Origin of the sequence: Psychromicrobium lacuslunae (assembly GCF_000950575.1) — a bacterium.
In the GTDB taxonomy this organism is placed as follows: Bacteria; Actinomycetota; Actinomycetes; order Actinomycetales; family Micrococcaceae; genus Renibacterium; species Renibacterium lacuslunae.
The window spans coordinates 1,828,232-1,850,638 of sequence record NZ_CP011005.1 but is presented as its reverse complement, the minus strand read 5'-3'; the positions used below and the strand labels follow the sequence as shown (position 1 = coordinate 1,850,638).

Below are 22,407 nucleotides of genomic sequence, written 5' to 3'. Positions count from 1 at the left end.
GGAGCTCGGGCACAGCAAGGCCTTTGGAAGCTTAGACGGGTTCCACGCCCAATTTGAGGCCGGCCAGACCACGTGGCCGTTTGGAGAGCTTCTCAGCAATCTGTAATAGCGACACACCAGCGGCAGAATCCGGCTGGGAAAGCACTATCGGCGCTCCCGCGTCGCCGCCCTCACGGAGCGCAATATCAAGCGGAATCTGGCCCAGCAAGGGCACCTCTGCTGCTACTGTCTGGGTGAGCCGGCTAGCCAGTAGTTTCCCGCCGCCGCTGCCGAATAGCTCGAGCCTACTGCCGTCCGCTTGCTCTAGCCAAGACATATTCTCCACCACACCCACCACTTTTTGCTGAGTCTGCAGAGCAATCGCCCCGGCCCGCTCAGCCACATCAGCTGCTGCCGATTGCGGTGTGGTGACCACCAAGATTTCTGCCCGGGGGAGCAATTGGGCCACCGAGATGGCAATATCTCCGGTGCCCGGCGGTAGGTCGAGGAAGAGCGCATCCAAATCCCCGAAATAGACGTCGGTAAGGAACTGTTCCAAAGCCCGGTGCAGCATCGGACCCCGCCAAGCCACCGGCTGATTACCCGCCACGAACATGCCGATCGAGATGACTTTCACGCCGTAAGCGACCGGCGGCAGGATCATCTCGTCAACCTTGGTCGGCTGAACACTCAAATTCATCAGGCCCGGCACTGAGAAGCCATAAATATCGGCATCGACAATGCCGACTTTGAGGCCCTGCGCAGCCATCGCGCAGGCCAAGTTCACAGTCACTGAGGATTTACCGACGCCGCCCTTCCCACTCGCCACGGCGTAGATCCGAGTCAATGAATCGGGTTGGTTGAAAGGAATTCCACGCTGCGGTCTGAGACGTTCTTTGAGCTCCGCACGCTGTTCGGGAGTCATCACGCCGAGCAGCACCTCAACGTCTTTCACGCCATCAACTGCGTGCAGGGCCGCGGAGGCATCGCGCACAATAGTGTCCCGCAGTGGGCAGCCCTCAATGGTGAGCAGTACTTTGACCGTGACCAGGCCGGCGTCGTCAATCTGGACATCTTCCAGCATGCCGACTTCAGTGATGGGCAAGCGTAACTCGGGATCAATCACGGTAGCCAGCGCGGCCCGTAGCGTGGCTTGGCTAGTACCAGCCTGCTCTACGCTCATGAGGAGGACGGTGGCTGGGTGCTGGGCTTTTGCTCCTTGGCCTTGCTGGCTGTGACTTTGGGGATGGCTTGAGTTTTCGGTGATCCCTTGGAATCTCGTGACTTTTCACGTTTCTCTAGCTCTCCGTCGTCCGAGTCGTTTGCCACGATCAGATCTTCCAGCAGAGATTTCAATTCCGAACGCACAAAGTCCCTGGTTGCCACCTCACGCAAGGCGATCCGCAGCGCGGCCAGTTCCCGAGTTAGATACTCAGTGTCGGCCAGGTTGCGGGCTGCGGTCTGACGATCTTGTTCGATGGCAACCCGGTCGCGGTCGTCCTGACGGTTTTGGGCGAGCAGCAATAGCGGTGCCGCGTAGGAGGCCTGCAGCGACAGGATCAGGGTCAGCAGGGTGAAGTTCAGTGCGCGCGGATCGAACTGCCAGGCTTCCGGGGCCAGCGTATTCCAGCCTAGCCAGGCAGCACAGAACAGCGTCATATAGAGCAAAAATTGTGGCGTACCCATGAAACGGGCGAAGCCTTCGGTGAGCCGACCGAAGGAGTCCGGATCGGGGGAGAACCGGGGGAAGAGTCTGGAACGTAGTTCCAGCGGGGTGTCCAGTCCGCTTTGCTGACGTTGCCGTTCAGCGGTTTTCTCAGCCAACTCTGCCTCCTAGTTTTTTCAAGGGCTCACCGTCTTCGTGAGCACGCCAATCGTCGGGTAACAAATGGTCAAGGAGGTCATCGACTGTCACCGCCCCGACCAGCCGACCGGTGTCGTTGACCACCGGCAAGGATACCAAGTTGTAGGACGCCATGACGTGTGAGACGTCCCCCACTCCGGCCTGATCGGAGACCGGTTCCAGGTTCTTATCGACCAAACTGCCGAGCTGTTCCGGCGGTGCGCTGCGCAGCAATTGCTGGATGTGCACTACGCCGAGAAACCGGCCGGTAGGGGTTTCTAGCGGCGGACGGCAAACAAAGATTGCTGAGGCCAGGGCGGGGGAAAGCTCTTCACTGCGAACGTGTGCCAGAGCTTCGGCGACTGTCGCTTCTGGAGGGAGGATAACGGGCACCGGGGTCATCAAACCGCCAGCGGTGTCCTCGTCGTACTGCAGTAAGCGTCGCACATCGTCGGCCTCTTCAGGCTCCATCAGCAGCAGCAACTCTTCAGCCTTAGCACTGGGCAGGTCGGCGAGCAGATCGGCGGCGTCGTCCGGGTCCATCTCTTCCAGCACATCGGCGGCGCGTTCATTATCGAGCGAGGAGAGCAACTGAACCTGATCATCCTCGGGAAGCTCCTGCAGCACGTCGGCGAGTCGCTCGTCCTGCAGTTCTGAGGCCACCTCGAAGCGTCGTTTATCGCTCATTTCCTGCAGCGCATCGGCAAAGTCGGCGGGCTTGAGGTCCTCATAGCTGGCCACCAGCTGGCTGGCCCCTTGCGGCTCGTGCTGCGAATCGTGAATTGCCTCATCCCAGTCGATCAGTACGGTGTGACCACGACGCAGCCGACGCAGCCGGGAGGCCGAGTCGCCGCGCCGGACAAAGAGTTTGCTGACCAGCCAGTCGCCGCTGCGGCCCTGGTCCAGGGCGACATCTTCCACGATTGCGGTGCCGGAGCCATCGGTGAGGGTAACTTTGCGGTCGAAGAGTTCGCCGACCACGAGTTGCTCGGCGCCGCGTTGTTCGAAGCGGCGCAGATTGACCAGCCCGGTGGAGATAATCTGAGTTTGATCCATCGAGGTGAGCCTGGTCATTGGCACGAAAACCCGGCGCTTACCGGTCACCTCGACCACGATGCCGACCGCATGCGGAGCGTTGTGTCCACGTGAGTGCACCACAACATCGCGCAATCGGCCTAATCGGTCGCCAAAGGGGTCGAAGACGTCCAGGCCGATCAGGCGCGCCACGAAAACGCGGGTTGGATTTGTACTCACCCCTCAAGGCTACTGTTTTCGGGGCCGCGGGTGAAACAGTAGCCTTGGCAGATGACCGCTAGGCGTAAACCATGGACCGATACCGGCTGGTTAGGCATCGCCTTGATACTGCTTGGGCTGGCCTTTCTTGGGCTGCTCTGGGTGGGCATTAGCACTTTCGACTTTGACCCGGACGACTTTGGTGCGGCTTATTATCTGGAGGAAGTCCCGAAGCGGCAATGGTCAACCGCTATCGCCGTTTCTTTGGCTGTCCTGGCCGTTCTGGCAGCGCTAATAGCGGCGCTCAAAAAGCCACGACGTTCGATGACTTCGCTGCTCGCGCTGCTATTACTGATTCCTATTGGATGCGTGCTTTATCTTTCGCTGTGGCTTGGCCTGGATGGAATCAATCACGCTGCCGACCTCTCGCAGTTGCTGCGGAAGTGAGTTCGACGCCGAGTCGAATGTAGCGGAGTGCCGATCGGCACAGGGCATTCACGGGTTCACCCGGAGCGATACTTCGGCGTCTTTCCCGTCCTGATGCGTCAGAATGGAAGTATGTCAAACCTTTTTGGATCGGCCCGTGCTCTTGCAGACCCACGCAGCGTCCCTGATGGCGACACTGTGGGGAGCTATGTTTCCTACCTGGATGCACAGAAAGCGGTGGACTATCTGGCGGACCAGCAGTTCCCGGTTCAACTGGTATCCATTGTGGGCAACGACCTGAAAATGGTGGAACGCGTCACCGGCAAGCTCAGCTATCCGCGGGTGGCGCTCAACGGTGCAATGACTGGCGCTTGGTTTGGCCTTTTCGTGGGGCTGCTATTGTCCTTTATCGGCAGCAGCCCGGGCGGTGCATTGCTTTCCATCCCGATTGCCATGGTGCTGGGAGCAGCGTTTTGGATGCTGTTCGGTATTGTGACCTATGCCGCTCAGCGCGGTAAGCGCGATTTCACCTCGACCTCGCAGGTGTTGGCTTCGAACTATGATGTGATCGTGGCCCGGGAGGCTTCCGCAGAAGCGCGACGGCTATTGCAGAATTTGCCCATGGGCTCTCGCCCGACAACCCCCAGCTACCCCGCGCCGACCGCTTACCGGCCGCCTCAGGCTGGACAGTCGAACCTGCCTGATCAGTCGGCCGCGCCGCAGCGACCCGAGGGCTGGGCTGATCCATACGGGCAGCCCGCTGCTGACTCGCAGTCCGCTGATCCGCAAGCATCTCAACCGGTGGCAGGTGTTAGCGGCGTGAAGCCTGGTAGCTATGCTGATTTGCCGGACGGCCGCCCGCAATACGGGGTTCGTCTGGAGCCGACTCAGCCAGCCGCAACCCCCAGTGGAGCTCCTGTTCCTGCTCCTGCGTCGTCGTCCGGGGTCTCACCCTCTGCCGAGGCGTCCGGCCCAGACGAGCGCACCGACCCCGAGCAGCCCACCCGCTAAGTCCCCCCGCGAGTTCGCGGATAAGTCTCGGATTCGTTAGTAATTACTGGCGAATCCGAGACTTAGTAACGAACTCGCGGGCGTAAGCAGGAGAGTTTTGGCGAAGCAGAAGACAGGAAACGATGACGAGGAATGGCGGTTCGGTAGCGATCATTAGCGGACCGCCAGGTTCCGGGAAATCGACGATTTCACGGCGACTCAGCGAGGCTGCCTCGCCCAGCGTGCATCTGCATACCGATGATTTCTGGCATTTCATCGTTGGCGGTTTTATCCCGCCTTACCTCGAGGAGTCAGATCAGCAGAATCAACTGGTGCTGCGAATCCTGGCAAAGGCAGCGTTTGGCTATGCCGCCGGTGGTTATCAGGTGTTCTGCGACGGAGTGCTCGGACCCTGGGCGCTGCGACCCTTGATCGACAACGCGCGTGAGAGCCAACTAGAGCTGCACTACCTGGTGCTACGACCGAGCCCAGAGGTCACCTTGGCACGGGCCACAGCACGCACCGAGACAGGTGCGTTGATTGATCCGGCGCCGATTCGCTCACTCATAGAGCAATTCTCTTCCTTGGGCGAGTTGGAAGGGCACGCTATCGATACCACCGGGCAGAACGTGGAGCAGAGCGTCGCCGCGCTCGCCGGACTCATCGATCGCCGCACGCATCTGCTGCCGCTCTAAACACTGCACCCCTCCCTCAACACCACACCCCGCGAGTTCGTGGTTTCCTCTCGGATTCGCTAGTAATTACTAGCGAATCCGAGACTTAGTAACGAACTCGCGGGTGCAGAGGGTGCGGGGTGCAGAGGATGGAAGGTGGGGGAGAAGGCTCAGGCTAGCCTTGGTTCTCGTAGATACCGGCCATCCAGGATTCCACGTCCTCCGGGCTGCGCGGGAGGGCGGAACTGAGGTTACGATTCCCGTCAGCGGTGACCAGCACATCGTCCTCAATCCGGACGCCGATGCCGCGGTACTCTTCCGGTACTGCCAGGTCGTCGGCCTTGAAGTAGAGGCCTGGCTCGATGGTGAAGACCATGCCCTCTTCGAGGATGCCGTCCAGGTACAGCTCGGCACGGGCCTGCGCGCAATCATGCACATCGAGGCCCAGGTGGTGGCTGGTACCGTGTGGCATCCAACGACGATGCTGCTGGCCCTCGGGAGTCAGAGCCTCTTCGGCAGAGACCGGCAGCAGCCCCCACAGCGCGAGCCGGTCAGCTAAGACCGTCATCGCGGCACCGTGGATTTCGCGGAACTTCACGCCCGGCTTGGCCGCCTTGAAGGCGGCATCGGAAGCATCCAGCACGGCCTGATACACCTTGCGCTGAGTCTCTGTGAAAGTGCCGTTGACCGGTAGCGTGCGGGTGATATCAGCGGTGTAGAGCGAGTCGGCTTCCACGCCAGCGTCGAGCAGCAGCAGCTCGCCTGACTTCACCTGGCCGTTATTGGTAATCCAGTGCAGAGTGGTGGCGTGGTCACCGGCGGCGGCAATGGTCTCATAGCCCAGGCCGTTGCCCTCCTCGCGGGCACGGGCAGCGAAGGCGCCTTCTACCACGCGCTCGCCACGATGATGAGTGATGGCGCGCGGCAGCGCCCGGACCACCTCGGCGAAACCTTCAATGGTGGCCGCTACCGCGATTTCCAGCTGCTCGACCTCCCAGTCATCCTTCACCAGCCGAAGCTCAGAGAGCGCCTCGGCGAGCTTGGCGTCCTGGGCATCAGCTTGGCTGAGGTCAGCGGTTTCTGGGTTGAGCGCGGTATTGATCCGGGCGGTGTCAATGAGGGCGTCCAACTGAGGATCGACATCACGGACTAAACGCACCTGTACGCCGCCGATTTCCGCAGCACCGACGTTCTTGGTCAGGGCCACTTCAGCTTCGGCAAGATCAGCGGTCGGCAGAGCGAGCTCGGCGCGTAGCTCGGCCAGCGTCGGGCGCTTGCCGATCCAGAACTCACCGGAACGTGCATCGGAGTAGAACTCCTTGGAATCGCGGCCAGCCATCGGTCGGAAATAAAGCGTGGCTTGGTGGTGCCCACCGTCATCGCCACTACCTTCATCGACCGGTTCCAGAACCAGAATAGCGTCGGGTTCATGGTCCACGCCAAGGCCGGTCAGGTGCGCGAAGGCAGAATGCGGCCGATACATGTAGTCGGTGTCGTTGGACCGGACCTTGAGCGGCCCGGCCGGGATAACGAGTCGTTCGCCTTTGAACTGCTCACTAATTGCCTTGCGGCGGCGGGCCGCGTGTTCAGCTACCGCTGCTTGGGCGGGTAGTTCTTGGCTCGACTGCGCCCAGTTGGCGCTCATGAATGATCGGAAGGCATCCGAGTCGGGGCGTAGTGACCGGTTATTAACCCGGTCTTCGATGGGCTGTTCTGAATTTTCTGGGGTCTGCGTCACGAGTCAATCCTGCCACTGCGTGCCGGAGGCCGCCAGTCGAACCGTCGTATTGCAATGGCGAGATGCCGCCGCGAGGAACGCAATCGCTCTGCCGGTGGCCGGTTATTTCGGTGCGGCGGCATAGGCTGGGTAGGTGAGGATCGATTTACACGCGCATTCGAATGTCTCCGATGGCACTGAAGCCCCGGCCGCATTAGTAGACGCTGCTCAGGTGGCCGGGTTAGATATGGTGGCGTTGACCGATCACGATTCCACTGGGGGTTGGCGGGAAGCGACCAACCGGGCGCAGGAAATCGGCATCGGCCTAGTGCCCGGGATGGAAATCTCCTGCCGTACCGAGCAGGGCATCACTGTGCACCTGCTGAGCTATCTGCACGACCCGGAGCACCCCGGACTGCTGGAGGAGATCACTAAATCGCGGCAAGCGCGACTTAGTAGGGCCGAGCGGATGGTCGAAAGGCTCTCCGAGGATTATCCGCTGAACTGGGACGATGTTTCGCTACATGTCTCTCCCGGGGCAACGGTCGGCCGGCCGCATATTGCTGACGCGCTGATTGCCGCCGGTGTAGTTGCCGATCGTTCGGAGGCTTTTGCCTCGATCCTGACCGCTCGTAGCAAATACTGGGTCTCACATTATGCGCCAAACCCAGTCCTTGCGGTCACCCTGGTCCGTCAGGCCGGTGGAGTGCCGGTCTTCGCGCACCCGATGGCTTCCGCACGCGGACGGGTGGTGGCCGAGGAAGTTTTTGAGGAAATGATTCAGGCGGGCTTAGCCGGGGTGGAAATAGATCATCGGGATAACCCTGAGGCCGGTAAAGCGTTTCTGCGGGATCTCGCCCGGCGGCACGACCTGATCGTTACCGGATCATCCGATTATCACGGCACCGGTAAGCCCAATCGTCTGGGCGAGAACTTGACCAGCCCGGAAGCGCTCGAACGGATCGAAGCGCAGGCCAGTGGCTGCTCGGTGATCCGCTGAGTTACTGCTAGTGGGAGAGTAAGGCTGGGTCGGGGGTGCTGGTGGAGAGTTCTTGGAATAGCTCCTTATTGAAGCCAAAGGCGCGCCGAACTTCGTCAAGGACTTCGTTCACCTGAGTCGAGGTCAGCTGTAGCTCGTTCAGGGCGCCGCGGTATCGATCCTTATAGGGTTTGAGCTTGCCCAGGGCCGTAAAATCCCAGGCTGTCAGTTCTCGCTCCCCGGCACCGTAGTGTTGCTGGATTTTTCTGGCAAGAATTTGGCCGCCGGAGAGATCGCCCAGGAATCGCACATAATGATGAGCCAGGTAGCGGTGTGGCTGTTGTGTTGAGACGTTTCGAATCCGTTCCACATACCTCACCATGCTCGGCAAAGGCCCCGCCGTGCTGGCTCCGAGCGCAGCAAGATCAGCCAGCATGAGGGCGCTTCGCTCCAGTCTGGCATCGAGTAAGGCACTGAAGTGGCCCGCGCTCCGCAGCTCGGTTGCGCAACTATCAAGCGCGGCATAGAGATAGGCGTATTGCGCTAGCAAAGCTTGGTAGTGCAGCAAACTCAGCTTCCCCGTCATCAGCTCAGCGATAAAGGAACTGTCTTCGGCTTCTTGGTGGTCCGTCTGACTGGATTCGCGCATCAGATCGGCAAGCTGGGGTTGGCTGGTCACAGAAACTCCACTGTCGTTTGAGGGGTACATCACAGAGAATAGCTTAAATAGTAAGGCGAGGCTAACCTAATTAAGGCTTACCTAATGAACAACTAGTGAAGGATTCTTAATGCGCGCCATTCGTAACACGGCGATTCGCCTGCCAGCCCTAGCGCTGGCGGCACTGCTCGTCATTTTGAGTCTTGGCTTTGCGCCAAGCGCCAGCGCTGCTGGCAACCCAACCGTGACGGTCACTGACATTCCGGCCGCTGGCGGCCAGGTGACGGTGACCGGCTCAGGGTTCTCGACGACGCCCGGGATTTACCTGGCTCTCGGTGAGCAGGGGCTGCCAGGCCTGTATGAAGGTTTCGGCACCGGGAAAATCACCATGGCGAATACCGTTTTCATCGCCCCGGGTCAAGTGGATGGCAACACGGACCGCGGTCGAACCGCTCCAATGAATGCCGATGGATCATTCTCGGTGAAGATTCAGGTTCCGGCGAAAGCCAGCACCGCCTGGGCTGTTTACACCTCCAAGGCTCACGGCCAGGGCGCAACTGATAAATCGCAGAACACCGTGACTAATCTGAAGTACGCGACTGCGGTCGCCGCTCCGTCGGCCACCAGCACCCCGGCTGCTAAGCCGGAGGTAGCACTGAAAGCCGCGACGCCGAGCGTCAAGGCCACCGAGATCCCGGCCGCTGGCGGCCAGGTGACGGTGACCGGTTCGGGGTTCTCGACGACGCCGGGAATTTACCTAGCTCTCGGTGAGCAAGGGCTGGCTGGTTTGTATGAGGGTTTCGGCATTGGCAAGATCAGCATGGCGAATACCGTTTTCCTGGCTCCTGGGCTCGCTGACGGCTCTACCGCCCAGGGCCGGACCGCGCCGATGAATGCCGATGGATCATTCTCGGTGAAGATTCAGGTTCCGGCGAAAGCCAGCACTGCCTGGGCTGTTTACACCTCCAAAGCACACGGCCAAGGGATGAGCGATAAGTCGCAGAACACCGCGACTAACCTGAAGTACGCGGCTGCGGTAACACCGAAGCCAACCGTTATCCCGACTCCGCAGCCCACCGTCAAACCGCAGCCGACCAGCAAGCCGCAGCCCGGCACAGCAACTAAGCCAGCTCCGACCACGATTGCCGAAACCAAGCAGGCCACGGCCAGCGCCTCGACGGCTCTGCAGCCACAAGAAGCAGCGCAGTGCACCGTGCGGCAGCTGTCCACCGGTTCCTTGAACTGGGGGATTAAATCGTCGTTCCGCAGCTACATCCGCAGCGGTATCGCCAAGGGTAACTGGACCCTGAACGATGCCAGCTACAACGGCAGCGCCTTCTCTTTCAATGCCACGAACGGAATTTTTGACCCCGCTACGAACACCGGAAACTACGGTTTTGCCGGTGGAGTCCATTTCACCGGACACGGCGGAGTGCTGGATCTGACCATTAGCAAGCTGCGGATCTCGCAAACCTCAGCCACTGCTGGCGTGTTGATCGCTGACGTGATTTCCTCCGATATGTCGGGGAAGAAAACTCAGAGCGCTGCCGTCGAGTTCGCCACTCTTGACCTCTCCGGACTGTCCGCGAACGCTCATAGCGTGAGCGTAGCAGCAGCTCCGGCTACTCTCACGGCCGCCGGTGCTACCGCTTTTGCGGGTTTCTACGCAGCTGGCACCGCACTCGATCCGGTCGCCCTCTCCGTGCAGTTGGGGGCAGCGGCTGACTGCCAAGCTTTGGGCATCGCTGCTCAAGGTGGTTCGGTCTCTGCCGCCTCGGTGACCGGAAAACTGGCTAATACCGGTGCCGATGGCCTTGCTCTGCTCGCTGGCTCGGCAGCTTTCCTGCTGCTGGCAGGTGCGGTAGCACTGGCAGCAACGCGTCGTCGTGCCTCGCACTAATACCGGGCACCGGCTGGCAGCGGGCATTGCCGCTGTCGCGCTGTTTCTAGGGTTGGCCGCTTGCTCAGCGGCCAACCCGCAGCCAGTCACGCCGTCGTCAGCGACACAGCAGAGCAGCTCGGCGGAGGCCTCGTCCGTACAATTACCTGATCCTCGCACTTTGCAGGGGCGCAGTACCGCCAGCAGCGTCGCCGACGTCGAACCGATACCGGGGAAACACCAACAGAAGCTGCCCGCCACGGTGACCGACTTCAACAAGCAGCGGGTCACCGTCAGTGATACCAGCAGAATCCTGGCCCTGGATCTTTACGGCACTATTGCCGATACCGTTATTGCCCTTGGCTTGGGTGACAAGCTGGTCGGCCGAACCGTCTCGAATACCAATAAGTCACTCAGCGGCCTGCCAATAGTGACTCAGAACGGTCACGAGCTCAACGCAGAAGCGATTTTGCAGCTCAAGCCCAGCCTGCTGCTCATCGATTCCACCATTGGTCCGCCGGAAGTGCTTGAGCAGATCCGTTCGAGCGGAGTAACCGTGGTGAATTTTGACCCGGATCGTTCAATCGACTTAATGGCTCCGGGGATCACCGCTGTCGGCCAGGCGCTCGGTCTACCGGAGGCCGCCGTCGAGTTGAATAAAAGGGTCGCTGCTGAGCTGGCCGCGACGCAGGATTACCTTAAGAAATTGGTGCCGCAGGACGCCGCGAAGAGACCCGCGATCGCCTTCCTCTACGTCCGAGGCAAGGCCGGGGTGTTCTTCATCCTGGGCGCTGGCTCCGGAGCCGATGATCTGATCCAGCAGCTGGGCGGCGTGGACGTTGCCAGCAAAGTGGGAATAAAGGACGTCAAACCGGCGAATAGTGAAGCACTGGCCGCGCTCTCACCCCAGGTCTTCCTGATGATGACCTCCGGCCTGGAATCGACCGGGGGAATAGATGGACTTTTGAAAAGACCCGGCGTGGCTGAGACTCCGGCCGGAGCGGCTCGCCGGGTGGTAGACATGGCTGACGGTCAGATCCTGTCGTTTGGTCCGAATTTCCCGGCCGTGTTGCGTAGCTTGGCAAAGGCTATTTACGACCCGAAGGGTCTGCTCGGAACGGCCCAGGGCTAAGCAGTGTTGCAACGATATCGATCGATTAACCGCACCCGGCGAGCTCTGCTGCTGGGCCTCGGTCTCTTACTGGCCCTGATCCTGCTGGCCGTGCTGTCGGCCGGAGCCGGCCAGTTTCAGGTTTCGGCCGCCGAGATCGTGGCAGCGCTAGGCCGAAAACTTCAATTGCTACCCGGGGAACCTGGTTTTGCCGATGCCACGCTGTGGAACGTCAGGTTTCCCCGGGTGGTGATGGCGATTTTGGTCGGCGCCGCATTGGGACTCTCCGGTGCGGTGATGCAGGCCGTCTTTGCGAATCCGCTCGCCGAACCGGCGGTGATTGGCATCTCCGCAGGGTCTGCGGTGGGGGCAAGCGCGGTAATCGTCTTTGGTGGTGGCGCGGCGGGTTTATTCGGCCAGCCCTTAGCGGCTTTCGTGGCGGGGTTGCTGACCACGGTTTTGGTCTACCTGCTCTCCAGGGTGAAAGGCAAAGCCTCGGTGCTGACCTTGGTTTTGACCGGAATCTCGGTCAACGCACTCGCCTCGGCGGTGATAGCGCTGCTGGTTTTTCTCGCCGACACACAGAGCCGGGAGCAGATCGTGTTTTGGCAGATGGGTTCGCTCAATGGCTCTACCTGGGCGGCTGTGCTTTCGGTGTTGCTGCCGATTGGCTTAGGCATCGTGCTGTGTTTTTTGCTGCTTGCTCGGCTCGACGTGCTGGCGCTCGGTGAGCGGGCCGCCGGGCATGTCGGTCTATCGGTTGAGGGAGTGCGGATGATCGCGATTCTCGCGGTCGCGTTGATGACTTCTGGGGCAGTGGCCTACAGCGGAATAATTGGTTTCGTCGGCCTCATCGTGCCGCACCTGATCCGGCTGGCGGTCGGTCCCTCGGCTAAGCGACTGCTACCGCTTAGCCTGCTGGGTGGCGCGCTAATGGTTTCGCTGGCCGACCTCGCGGCGCGCACCCTGATTCCCTTCGCCGACCTGCCCATCGGTATCTTTACCGCGCTGGTCGGCGCGCCGGCATTTTTCTTATTACTGCGGCAAACGCTCAAAAAGTCGGGGGCGCTATGAGTGAGTCTGCTATTGCAGTGCTTCGCGGCGTCAGTTTTGGCGTGCCCGGCAAACAGATCATCCCGCACCTTTCACTGAGCATCAGGGCCGGCGAAGTGCTCAGCCTGGTCGGGCCAAATGGTGCCGGAAAATCCACAGTGTTAGGCCTGCTCGCCGGTGATCTGAAGCCGGATCAGGGCTTGATCAGCCTCGAAGGCAAGGAGCTGAGCCAATACACGCCGCGCGAGCTGGCCCGACGTCGAGCCGTAGCATTGCAGGATTCGAAAGTCAGCTATGCCTACACCGTCGAGGAAGTGGTGCGGATGGGGCGGTTGGCTTGGCGCGGCAGCGAGTCCGAGCAGCACGACGGTGCCGCGGTTAAGCAAGCCCTGGCGCGCACTGAAACAGCGAATCTTTCGGACCGCGAGGTAACCACACTCTCCGGTGGTGAGATGGCCCGTACCACTCTGGGCCGAGTGTTGGCGCAGCAGACTAGGCTTCTTTTGCTCGATGAACCGACGGCCGCGCTGGACGTGAGGCACCAGGAATCCGCGCTGGCGATCTGCCGCCAGGTCGCCGACTCCGGTGGCGCCGCTGTCGTGGTATTGCATGATCTGGATTTGGCGGCGAGTTACTCAGATCGGATGGTGCTGCTCGATCACGGCCGGGTAGTCGCTGCTGGGGCGCCAGAACAGGTGTGCGACGCCGAGGTGCTGAGCCGGATCTATCGCTCACCAATGGACGTCTTTAGGCATCCGGGAACCGGCCGGTTGGTGGTGCTACCCGGTCGAAGCGGGGCAACAACCGGGCAAAAATCACGGCAATTGAGCCGCGTCAGGGGAAACTGAAAAATCGGCTCCTGACTGACAGCTCCTCGAGTGCAGGATGGCCTGAGGCGAACTATTCGATGATTTCCGCGAACCGGCCGAGCCGCGCGGACATAATGCCAATAGCTTCGGGGTTCTGATCAATGCAGACAAAACGACGATCCAAAGCGGCGGCCACTGAACCCAGCGTTCCCGAACCCGCAAAGAAGTCCAGCACCCAGTCGCCAGGTTGAGAAGAAGCGGTCACCACACGACGAATCAACCCCTCGGGTTTTTGCGTTGGGTAACCGGTTTTCTCCTTACCGGTGGGGGAGACGATGGTGTGCCACCAAACATCGGTAGGCAATTTACCCAGCGCCGCCTTTTCAGCGGTGACCAGGCCGGGAGCCATATAGGGCTCCCGGTCGACGGCTGCGCTGTCGAAGTGGTATTTCGCCGGATCTTTGACGTAGACCAGGATATTGTCGTGCTTGGTTGGCCAGCGGCTCTTCGCCCGGGCGCCGTAGTCATAGGCCCAGATGATCTCATTCAAGAAACATTCACGGCCAAAAATCGCGTCCAGCATTACCTTGGCGTAATGCACTTCCCGATAGTCAAGATGCAAATACAGGGTGCCGTCCTGCCGCAGCAGACGCCAAGCTTCGATTAGCCGAGGTTCCAGAAAGGCCCAGTAGTCGGTGAAGGCGTCATCGTAACTGTGCAGCGAGCCCTTGACGGTCTCGTAGTTATGCCCGGCAAATCCGGTCCGCGAACCGGTTGTGCTGCGCACCATCATGGTGTTCTGTCGGGACTGCACCCGCCCGGTATTGAACGGTGGATCCAAATAGATCAGCGAGAACGATCCATCCGGCAAGCTTGGCAGAAAATCTGAGTTCTCCGCTCGCACCACTAAATTGGGGCCCTCCGGGCTCCATCGCAAGTCCGCCACTGACGGTTAGGCGTCGGCTGAGGGCTGGCTGTCTTTACTGACAACCTCGCCATTGCGGCGCCGGGTGCGTTGGCGTTGGCTGCGCGCCCGGGTCGGCTGAGCGGCATCGGCTCCCTGGCCTGAGTTGTCGCCCTGCTTTTCCGCACCGTCTTCAGCTGCTGATCGACGACGACGGGACGAGTCGCCATCTCGGCGCTGCCCGGAACGTTTCCGATCGCCATTGCGGCTGTCCTGACGGCCTGCGCCATTGCCTCGCGAGCTGTTCCGGTTGCCACCCTGAGAGCCCGAGTTCTGCCGTTTTCCGGTCTCGCCAAGATCCTCAATCTCCTCGGCGTTCAAACCGGCGTGGGTGCGCTGACTACGCGGCAGCCGGCCCTTGGTTCCCTCCGGGATATCCAGGTCGGTGTAGAGGTGAGGGGAGGATGAATAGGTTTCCACTGGCTCGTCGAAAGGCAGGCCGAGGGTTTTGTTGATCAGCCCCCAGCGCGGCATATCGTCCCAGTCGACGAAGGTCACCGCGGTACCTTTATTGCCAGCTCGGCCGGTGCGGCCCACCCGGTGCAGGTAGATCTTCTCATCTTCCACGCACTGGTAGTTGATCACGTGGGTGACATCGTCGACGTCAATGCCACGGGCCGCCACATCGGTCGCCACCAGCACATCAACCTTATTATTGCGGAAGGCGCGTAGTGCCTGCTCGCGGGCACCTTGGCCCAGGTCGCCGTGGATCGCAGCGGCGGCAAAACCGCGATCTACCAGTTCCTCAGCAACCTTGGCAGCGGTGCGCTTAGTCTTGGTGAAAATAATCGTCCGGCCCCGTCCGCGAGCCTGCAGAATGCGTGCCACCACCTCGGTCTTGTCCATGCTGTGCGCACGGTAGACCAGCTGGCGGATATCGCGCTTAGTCAGGCCCTCGTCGTCCGGATCAGCGGCCCGGATGTGGGTTGGCTGAGTCATATAACGGCGAGCCATCGCGATAATCGGCCCCGGCATGGTAGCCGAGAACAGCATGGTTTGCCGCACTGCCGGGGTGGCCGCCATCAGGGTTTCCACATCGGGCAGGAAGCCGAGATCGAGCATCTCGTCGGCCTCGTCGAGCACCACCATTTTGACGTTTTTCAAATTAAGGTGACGTTGCTTATACAGATCGATCAGTCGACCCGGGGTGCCGACGACCACATCAACGCCCTTGGTGAGGGATTCGATTTGCGGCTCGAAAGCCCGGCCTCCGTAGATCGTGGTGATCCGCGCACCGCGCTTACGGGCGGCGGTTTGCAGGTCATTGGCAACCTGAACGGCGAGTTCCCGAGTCGGAACCACAATCAGGGCCTGCGGGGCGCCGGGAGCGGCCAGCGCTTCATAGCCCTCGTCCTTAGCTGCAACGATGCGTTGCAGCACCGGAATGCCAAAGCCGAGGGTCTTACCGGTACCGGTTTTCGCCTGGCCAATAATGTCGTGGCCGGAAAGCGCGACCGGCAAAGTCATTGACTGAATCGGGAAGGGGTGCACTATGCCAGCATCGGCTAGCGCCTCCACAATGTCTTCCCGGACCGAGAAGTCGGCAAAGGTCTCTTTAGCTTCGTGGTGCGGATCTTCGTTGCTGCTCAGCGTGGCATCAACTGTAATTTCGCTGTCGCCGTCCTCGGCAAGCAGCTGGTTATTCTCAACGGTCAAGAGTTCGTACTCCCTTTAAGGTGCTGCCTGAGGCTCGACGTCGGCCATTGTTTGGCTCGATTGACGGAACGAAAGGGCTGCACAGCTGGCGGAAGCCGATCGCGGTTTTGCGTGCGCCACCGAACCGATCGGTAGCGCTGGAGTGATCGCCCTTCGTGGTTAGGCGATCCGGGAAAGTCATTGCAGGAACGACCGGGCATCCAGTTCTACCCGGTCAGTCTATCTGATCGATAGCCTATCGGCCTTATTGCTCGCGGTAGCCGTCTACGATGGCGGCGGCGATCTCCTTATACGCTCGGCGAGTTGCCGGTCGCAGCGTCTCTAAGGAGATTTGATCGCCATCGGCCACGCCGCGATCATGCGGCACTGCGATCAACTGCTTGCAGTGCCCGGCCAGTTCGGCATCAATGGCGCGTTTATCCACCCGCGAGGACACTTCGTCCTTATCGGTGATCACCACAATGGCGTTACTGGCGAGGTGCTGATAACCGTGACTCGCTAGCCATTGCAAGGTGCTTCGCGCCCGTTTGGCACCGGAGACCGCATAACCGGCAGCTATCACCAGATTGCTCGCGGTGGAGAGGATGCCCGACATCGCGGGGTGTGAGACGCCGGTGCCACAGTCGGTCAAAATAACCGAGTAATACTGCGCTACCAGGGCCTGGACACTGAGGTATTCCTCGGCGGTGAGTGAATCGGAGAGCGCGGGATCTTGTTCACCGGCAATCAGGTGCAAGCGATTTGCATGATGCAGGTAACGGGAGAGTTCGGTGAGGGTGCGGATCGAGTCGATATCGCGCAGCACGTCGCTGATGGTTCGGGAGCCTTCCGGCTGATAAAGCAATTCGCCCAGAGCGCGCTCGGCTAGGTCCCCGGAATCTGGATTGGCATCGATGGCACAGGGCGGATCCCCGCGATATTCGGCCAGCATCATGCCGACGCCGACCGTGGTCGAGGTCTTGCCGATACCGCCCTTGAGCGAGAGCACAGCGGTGTTATAGCTACCGTGGAGCTGGCGTGCGATGCGGTTCTCCAAGGCCTCCTCGTCGCGCTCGCGGGCGCTCTTACCGAGGTTCACCGTGCCACCGCTGGCGGCGTAGACGGCGCGTCGAACGCCCTGGGTGGGTCGTTCCTTGGGCGGCCTGACAAATTGCCGATTGGCTGCTCGGCTAGCCAACTGCGGGGCCTCGGTGGGCATTGCGGGCACCCCAGCAATTGGTCCTTGCTGGGTACTTGCGGCAGCCGGATATGAAGTGGGTACCTGCTGGATCGGGGTTTGGGCGGCAGCATTCGCCGCGGGCAGCGAGTTGGCGGTCTGCCGGAAGATTTCTGACATTTCCGGATCGCCGGGGTGCTGATTGATCGGCTGAGTTTCCGGCTGGGGCGACTCGCTCGGATAAGGTTCAAAACTCGGTGTTGCGGCTGGTGTTGGTGATGTCACCGGTAGCTCTCGATTGCGTGGTCGCTGCCGGGTAATTTCCAGGTCGTGCTCCGCCGCCACAGTGTGCTGCGGCTCGCCGACCGTTTGATCGGCTAGGGAGGGTGGAACTGCCTGCCCTTGCTTTACGACCGGCTGGCTGCCGGAGCTGGGGCCATTAAAGGCGTCGAAAACCTCACCGCGGCCATTGACCAGGAACCAGTTGGTCTCGCCGCTCTGGTGGTCCAAGGCTTTGGCGAGCACCCGGGATTCCGGTTGTCCGGCCTGCTTCGACAACACGGCAATCGCTGCGCTGTAGTAATCCGAATAGCCGGTGGCGTCGACCGGCTGACCAGCTACCGCGATCTGACCGTTCTGGAAGACCTCAACCAGCACGAACTCATTCAATTCCGACATGATGCTCCCTCACGAGAATCAGCAATGCTCAGCAAGTTAACCAACTTTGCCATGTGAACTCGAAACCAGCTCAAAAAGCACTTCGCGCTTGGTGATATCGGCTGTCAGTAGCTTCACTTTCACCGTACTGCCGACCTCTACCTCGCCACTGAACTGGCAGGGCGCAGCGACCGCTGGTTGTTGGATCTGCACCGTGCAGCGCGCCAGTTCGGGACGACTGGCTGCGGTCTGAGCCGTTGCCGGGCCGTTGGCCGCTTCGGCTCGTCCGGCGGTTTTTCGCGGACCCGCTACCACCACAGCGTCGAATTCTTCGCCAAGATGCGAGCTGAGCAACGCAGCTTCCACGATATCCAAAGCCGCTCGCTCAACTTGCCCGGCCAGCTGATCGGAGGCGCTCATCAACTCCGGCAACCGGGGGAGCGCTTCCCGCACCCAGTCCGGCACCGGCTCACCGGCGCTCAACGCGGCACAGGTGGTCAGCACGAAACGATCGACTAAACGCCTCAAGGGAGCAGTGGTGTGCGCATAGCTGGCAGCAACCGCTGCCTGGACGGTGTGTTCGGGTAACGTCCCGTCGAAGGAGGTGTACGCGGCTCCGCGGAAAAGCGAGGTGGCGGCATGCATCAGCGCAAGCTGCCGCGGATCGGCGATATCGAGGGAACGTAAAAACTCCCCATAGGCCATTCCGGCGGGCCACGGTTTCCCCAGCGCCACCGCCTGTGCTCGGAATTTTTCCAAGGCAGCCTGATCCGGAGCTGGCATGGTGCGTAACAAGCCGACTTTACCGTCGAGCATGAGCTGAGCCGCCGCCATCCCGGTCAGCAGCGAGATTTGCGCGTTCCAGTCCTCTATTGCCAGCGCTGGCCTGAAGATCAACTGGTAACCACCGTTGGCGTGTGCCACTTCCTGCTGGGGAGTATTCAGGCTGGCGCCGCCGCGTTGCCGCTCCAGTTCAATGCGGTACTGGCCGATTTCTTTGAGTAGCTGCAGAGTGCTCAAGTAGTCGGAACTGGTGCCAGCCTCTAGTTCCTGCTGCGCTTGCTGGTAGTCAAGCCTGGCAATCGACTTGATTTGAGCGCGGCGCACAGCGACCGCCGAGGTCTGCCCCTGCTGATCCAGCTCGATCTGCCAGACGAAGGCGCCCCGTAATTGATCGGCCAGCAGGCTGGCGGCGGCTTCGCTCATTTCAGCCGGGTGCAACGGGATCCGGCCGTCGGGGGTGTAAATAGTTTGACCGCGACGGCGCGTTTCGGCGTCCAAGGCGCCATTGGGCGGCACAAAAGAAGGAACGTCGGCGATGGCATAGTGCACCCGGTAACCGCTTGGGGTGCGTTCCAAATACATTGCCTGGTCCAAATCCATTGACCCTGGTGGGTCGATGGTGATGAAGGGCAGCTGACTGAGATCGAGTTCGGGCAGCTTATGGTGCTGCAGGCTGTTGGACAGCTCAGCCATCACCTCGTCGCTGAACTGCTCCTCGAGCTTGAATTCAACTCGTAACTGGGCAAGGGCTGCTTTGAGCTGGACGTCATCGTCTGGCACAACAATCTGAGAGTGAGGCACCAGCTCAGCCTATCTCGATCAAAGAAAGCGAGGTCAACTCCAGGCCAGTATGGAAGTTCATGATCGGTGGCAACTGGGAGCTTAGGCATAAAGTTACCTTCATGACGGATCGTTTTGTGCTCGACTTGCTCGGCGTGATGGCTTACGGTGAGCTCTCCGCCTTTGAGCGGCTGTCCTCCGACGCCAGGTTCTCGCCCACGCTGCACGACCGGGCAGTACTGGGCCGGATGGCGGTGCTAGAGTTTGAGCATTTCGAGTTGGTGGTTGCCCGGCTGGCGGACCTCGGCTACGAGGCGGAGAGCGTGATGCGGCCCTTTCAAGCCTCGATCGATTCTTTTCATGATCGCACTCGACCCGCTGATTGGTACGAGTCGATTATGAAGGCCTATGTCATCGATACCATTTCCGCTGACTTCTACACCGCGGTCAGCCAGCTGCTGGACACTCCGACCCGTGATCTGGTGGCCGAGATTCAGGCACCAGGGGAGGCCCTGGTATTGCAGGGCAGGCTGCGTAAGATGCTTGATGATGAGCCCAGGCTAGCTTCCCGCCTGGCGCTTTGGGGGAGGAGGCTGGTGGGCGAAGCGCTCACCCAGGCTCAGCGCGTCAGCATTGAAAGCGGCTTCCTGCCCGAAGAGAGCAGTTTCCGTGGAGAGCTTATGGCGGACCTTACCAAGCAGCACTCTCGCCGGATGAGCCAGCTGGGGCTGACCGCCTGATCACCAGTTCCGCGCTGATTTTAGTTCTGCTCTGGCGCCAGTTCACCGAGTTCACGGTTCTCACCGAGTTCACGGAATTCATGGATTTCACGGATTGCTCTCTTGAGTTCGGCCGCAGCGGCCTGAGGATCACTGGCCTCGGTAATCGCGCGCACCACCACCACTCGGCTCGCACCAGCGGCCAACACCGAACGGATATTAGTTTCATCGATGCCGCCAATCGCAAACCACGGTTTGACGCTGTGCTGGCTGGCAGCGAACTCAACGAGTTCCAGCCCGACGGCGTCCCGGCCGGGTTTGGTGGGTGTGGCCCAGAGCGGACCGACACAGAAATAATCAACTGGGCTGTGCTGGGCGAGTTCGACCTGAGCGGGGTTGTGGCAAGATAAACCGGCGAGCACCTCAGGCAACAGCTGGCGCATGCTGGTAACCGGCAGATCTTGCTGACCAAGGTGAAGCACCGGAGCTGTGCTAAGTAAGGCAATATCCGCGCGGTCATTAACCGCCCACAGTTTGCCGTGCCGCTCAGCAACGCTCCGCAGCACCTCAAGCGCCTCCAACTCGGCGGCTGCCTCGATCTGCTTATCTCGGAGCTGAATAATGTCCACCCCGCCGGCATAAGCCTCCTCGAGGAAGCTGGCTAGGTCGCCGCGAGCGGTTCTGGCATCAGTACACAAATATAGAGAGGCGTCGAGAAGGCTGTTCACTCAACCAGCCTAGCCGCTGGCCCGACAGCATTCCTTGTTGCTTTGGCACTGCGCTCGAACTGGGCCCGGGCGGAACTGGACCTGGGCGGAACTGGGCAGCGGCAAGCCGGACGGTTAGACTGAAGACACCGCGGGAGCCCGCCGTCCAAGGGCTGAGAGGGTGTGTCTAACGAGCACACCGACCGTCATACCTGATCCGGATCATACCGGCGTAGGGAAGGAAAACACTGTGCCTGTCCCAGCTGTGGCTCGCGCCCGGGTCGTCGACGTCGCCGTCATCGGTGCCGGAGTGATTGGCCTCAGCATTGCCTGGCGGCTAAAACGAGCCGGACATTCGGTGCTCATTATTGATCCGGACCCGGGTTCCGGAGCCAGTTTTGCGGCTGCCGGGATGCTGGCCCCGGTGACCGAGTTCCACTTCCAAGAGCAGGCGTTGCAAGAGCAACTGTTGCGCTCTGCAGCGCTCTGGCCCGGTTTCGCCAGTCAGCTCGATGCCGATATTGGTTACTGCGCTCAAGGCACCTTGCTGCTCGGTGTGGACGCAGCGGACCGGCGGGCCCTAGTCGAGTTAATGGCGGCGCAAAGCGAGCTGGGAGTACCAACACAAGCTGTGAGCTCACGGGAACTCCGGAGTCAGGAGCCATTTTTAGCGGCCGGGTTGAGCGGGCACTTCGTGCCCGGCGACCACCAGGTTGATCCGCGAAAACTTTGTATGGCGCTGCTCGCTGGGCTTGATTTAGTGCGGCACAGAGCGCTCCGGTTGAGCCCGGGGAAGGTGCATCTGGAGGATGGCTCGAGCGTGCTGGCCGAGCAGGTGGTGGTGGCCAACGGGGTGGCTGCCGCCGAATTGCTTGGCCCTTCACTGGCGCCCCGGCTGCGGCCGGTACATGGAGATATCTTGCGACTCTCGGTGCCCGGTGAGCTGAGTCCGCTGCTTAGTCACACCGTTCGTGCCCTGGTAAGAGGCTCTTCGGTGTACCTGGTACCGCGTCAGGACGGCAGCCTGGTGATCGGCGCGAGCCAACGCGAGGACGCCTCCTCGCTGCCATCGGCGGGCGCTGTCTACGCTCTGCTGAGGGACGCCCAAGCATTGCTCCCCGCGGTTGCTGAGCTCGCGCTGAATGAGGTGACTGCGCGCGCTCGGCCAGCCACCGTGGATAATGCACCGCTGCTGGGCCGGGTGTCTGAGCAGGTGCTGTTGGCCACCGGATTCTTCCGGCACGGAGTTTTGCTTGCTCCGCTGGCCGCCGAAATATCGCTGCAGTTATTGACGGGTGATCCGGCCGCGACCCCGCTTGGTTTTAGACCGCAGCGCTTCAGGGAAAAACAGGGTGACGGGCGGCGTTCGCCCCTTCTGGATCGAGGAACGGGCAGATGAAAATCATGGTGAATCGCCGCGCGCAGGAACTCGAGGCGGGCGCAACAGTGCTTGAGCTGGTCGCGCTGCACACTGGTCGGAGCTTATTTGAGAGTGGCCAGCCAAGCGACGGCGGCAGGCTCGGCATCGCGGTGGCTCGCAATGGCGAGCTGGTGCCGCGTCGTTGCTGGGCCGCAATGGAGCTCAATGAAAGCGACGAGTTGGACCTGGTGACCGCGGTACAAGGAGGATAACG

At 60.9% G+C, this 22,407-nt stretch carries 21 protein-coding genes and 1 riboswitch; of the genes, 11 read left to right on the top strand and 10 right to left on the bottom strand.

What is annotated here, in order from left to right:
- Window positions 1-31: 31 nt before the first annotated feature.
- Genes UM93_RS08585 through UM93_RS08575 form a run of 3 tightly spaced genes read right to left on the bottom strand, consistent with a single transcriptional unit; the run spans window position 32 to window position 3,076 of the window.
- Window positions 32-1,162 (bottom strand): Mrp/NBP35 family ATP-binding protein, encoded by a 1,131-nt coding sequence (locus UM93_RS08585; RefSeq protein WP_045075012.1) that lies wholly within the window; start codon window positions 1,160-1,162, stop codon window positions 32-34.
- The gene (locus tag UM93_RS08580) at window positions 1,159-1,803 is read right to left on the bottom strand and encodes a DUF1003 domain-containing protein (RefSeq protein ID WP_045075011.1); all 645 of its coding nucleotides are present in this window, start codon (window positions 1,801-1,803) and stop codon (window positions 1,159-1,161) included. Before UM93_RS08580 ends, UM93_RS08585 begins: the two co-directional genes overlap by 4 nt.
- Window positions 1,796-3,076: a magnesium transporter MgtE N-terminal domain-containing protein gene (locus UM93_RS08575; protein ID WP_045075009.1), complete on the bottom strand. Its 1,281-nt coding sequence runs from the start codon at window positions 3,074-3,076 to the stop codon at window positions 1,796-1,798. Before UM93_RS08575 ends, UM93_RS08580 begins: the two co-directional genes overlap by 8 nt.
- 51 nt (window positions 3,077-3,127) lie before the next feature.
- On the opposite strand from UM93_RS08575, the gene UM93_RS08570 reads away from it, so the two are divergent.
- The 3 genes from UM93_RS08570 (at window position 3,128) to UM93_RS08560 (ending at window position 5,166) form a co-directional block, all read left to right on the top strand.
- Entirely contained in the window at window positions 3,128-3,502 is a 375-nt protein-coding gene (locus tag UM93_RS08570) for a hypothetical protein (RefSeq protein WP_045075007.1), read from the top strand.
- 111 nt (window positions 3,503-3,613) lie between these two features.
- Window positions 3,614-4,492: a YflT domain-containing protein gene (locus UM93_RS08565; protein ID WP_234399273.1), complete on the top strand. Its 879-nt coding sequence runs from the start codon at window positions 3,614-3,616 to the stop codon at window positions 4,490-4,492.
- A 122-nt stretch (window positions 4,493-4,614) separates the two neighbouring features.
- Entirely contained in the window at window positions 4,615-5,166 is a 552-nt protein-coding gene (locus UM93_RS08560; protein WP_045075006.1) for an AAA family ATPase, read from the top strand.
- Window positions 5,167-5,320: 154 nt separating this feature from the next.
- On the opposite strand, the gene UM93_RS08555 is transcribed toward UM93_RS08560, so the two are convergent.
- Window positions 5,321-6,883: an aminopeptidase P family protein gene (locus tag UM93_RS08555; RefSeq protein ID WP_045075004.1), complete on the bottom strand. Its 1,563-nt coding sequence runs from the start codon at window positions 6,881-6,883 to the stop codon at window positions 5,321-5,323.
- Between the two features lie 133 nt (window positions 6,884-7,016).
- Between UM93_RS08555 and UM93_RS08550 the strand changes: the two genes are divergently transcribed.
- The gene (locus UM93_RS08550) at window positions 7,017-7,862 is read left to right on the top strand and encodes a PHP domain-containing protein (protein ID WP_045075003.1); all 846 of its coding nucleotides are present in this window, start codon (window positions 7,017-7,019) and stop codon (window positions 7,860-7,862) included.
- 7 nt (window positions 7,863-7,869) lie between these two features.
- Here the strand turns inward: UM93_RS08550 and UM93_RS08545 are convergent, their stop codons facing one another.
- Window positions 7,870-8,520, bottom strand: a complete 651-nt coding sequence (locus UM93_RS08545) for a biliverdin-producing heme oxygenase (protein WP_052663693.1) — start codon at window positions 8,518-8,520, stop codon at window positions 7,870-7,872.
- 109 nt (window positions 8,521-8,629) lie between these two features.
- On the opposite strand from UM93_RS08545, the gene UM93_RS17120 reads away from it, so the two are divergent.
- The 4 genes from UM93_RS17120 to UM93_RS08525 are packed head-to-tail and all read left to right on the top strand — an operon-like array spanning window position 8,630 to window position 13,390.
- Window positions 8,630-10,399, top strand: coding sequence for an HtaA domain-containing protein (locus tag UM93_RS17120; RefSeq protein WP_052663692.1), 1,770 nt, complete (start codon window positions 8,630-8,632; stop codon window positions 10,397-10,399).
- Entirely contained in the window at window positions 10,386-11,510 is a 1,125-nt protein-coding gene (locus UM93_RS08535; RefSeq protein WP_045074999.1) for a heme/hemin ABC transporter substrate-binding protein, read from the top strand. The genes UM93_RS17120 and UM93_RS08535 overlap by 14 nt, the downstream gene beginning before the upstream one ends.
- 3 nt (window positions 11,511-11,513) lie before the next feature.
- Window positions 11,514-12,563, top strand: a complete 1,050-nt coding sequence (locus tag UM93_RS08530) for a FecCD family ABC transporter permease (RefSeq protein ID WP_045074998.1) — start codon at window positions 11,514-11,516, stop codon at window positions 12,561-12,563.
- Complete coding sequence (locus UM93_RS08525) at window positions 12,560-13,390, top strand: heme ABC transporter ATP-binding protein (protein ID WP_045074996.1); 831 nt, start codon at window positions 12,560-12,562, stop codon at window positions 13,388-13,390. Before UM93_RS08530 ends, UM93_RS08525 begins: the two co-directional genes overlap by 4 nt.
- Before the next feature lie 52 nt (window positions 13,391-13,442).
- On the opposite strand, the gene UM93_RS08520 is transcribed toward UM93_RS08525, so the two are convergent.
- The 4 genes from UM93_RS08520 to UM93_RS08505 all read right to left on the bottom strand — a co-directional run bounded on the left by UM93_RS08520 (window position 13,443) and on the right by UM93_RS08505 (window position 19,368).
- The gene (locus UM93_RS08520; protein ID WP_045074994.1) at window positions 13,443-14,297 is read right to left on the bottom strand and encodes a DNA-methyltransferase; all 855 of its coding nucleotides are present in this window, start codon (window positions 14,295-14,297) and stop codon (window positions 13,443-13,445) included.
- A 6-nt stretch (window positions 14,298-14,303) separates the two neighbouring features.
- Complete coding sequence (locus UM93_RS08515) at window positions 14,304-15,950, bottom strand: DEAD/DEAH box helicase (protein ID WP_422784952.1); 1,647 nt, start codon at window positions 15,948-15,950, stop codon at window positions 14,304-14,306.
- Window positions 15,951-16,215: 265 nt separating this feature from the next.
- Window positions 16,216-17,805: a MinD/ParA family ATP-binding protein gene (locus UM93_RS17935; RefSeq protein WP_234399272.1), complete on the bottom strand. Its 1,590-nt coding sequence runs from the start codon at window positions 17,803-17,805 to the stop codon at window positions 16,216-16,218.
- A 36-nt stretch (window positions 17,806-17,841) separates the two neighbouring features.
- Window positions 17,842-19,368: an RNB domain-containing ribonuclease gene (locus tag UM93_RS08505; protein WP_045074991.1), complete on the bottom strand. Its 1,527-nt coding sequence runs from the start codon at window positions 19,366-19,368 to the stop codon at window positions 17,842-17,844.
- 101 nt (window positions 19,369-19,469) lie between these two features.
- Between UM93_RS08505 and UM93_RS08500 the strand changes: the two genes are divergently transcribed.
- The gene (locus tag UM93_RS08500) at window positions 19,470-20,087 is read left to right on the top strand and encodes a ferritin-like fold-containing protein (RefSeq protein ID WP_045077113.1); all 618 of its coding nucleotides are present in this window, start codon (window positions 19,470-19,472) and stop codon (window positions 20,085-20,087) included.
- Window positions 20,088-20,107: 20 nt separating this feature from the next.
- On the opposite strand, the gene thiE is transcribed toward UM93_RS08500, so the two are convergent.
- Window positions 20,108-20,794, bottom strand: a complete 687-nt coding sequence (gene thiE, locus UM93_RS08495; RefSeq protein WP_082057068.1) for a thiamine phosphate synthase — start codon at window positions 20,792-20,794, stop codon at window positions 20,108-20,110.
- Between the two features lie 120 nt (window positions 20,795-20,914).
- Window positions 20,915-21,030, top strand: a riboswitch (TPP riboswitch).
- Here thiE and thiO point away from each other — a divergent pair.
- Both thiO and thiS read left to right on the top strand, forming a co-directional pair.
- Complete coding sequence (gene thiO / locus UM93_RS08490) at window positions 21,024-22,172, top strand: glycine oxidase ThiO (RefSeq protein ID WP_234399271.1); 1,149 nt, start codon at window positions 21,024-21,026, stop codon at window positions 22,170-22,172. Its footprint overlaps the riboswitch before it by 7 nt.
- The gene (gene thiS / locus UM93_RS08485) at window positions 22,169-22,405 is read left to right on the top strand and encodes a sulfur carrier protein ThiS (protein ID WP_045074988.1); all 237 of its coding nucleotides are present in this window, start codon (window positions 22,169-22,171) and stop codon (window positions 22,403-22,405) included. Before thiO ends, thiS begins: the two co-directional genes overlap by 4 nt.
- Window positions 22,406-22,407: the final 2 nt, after the last annotated feature.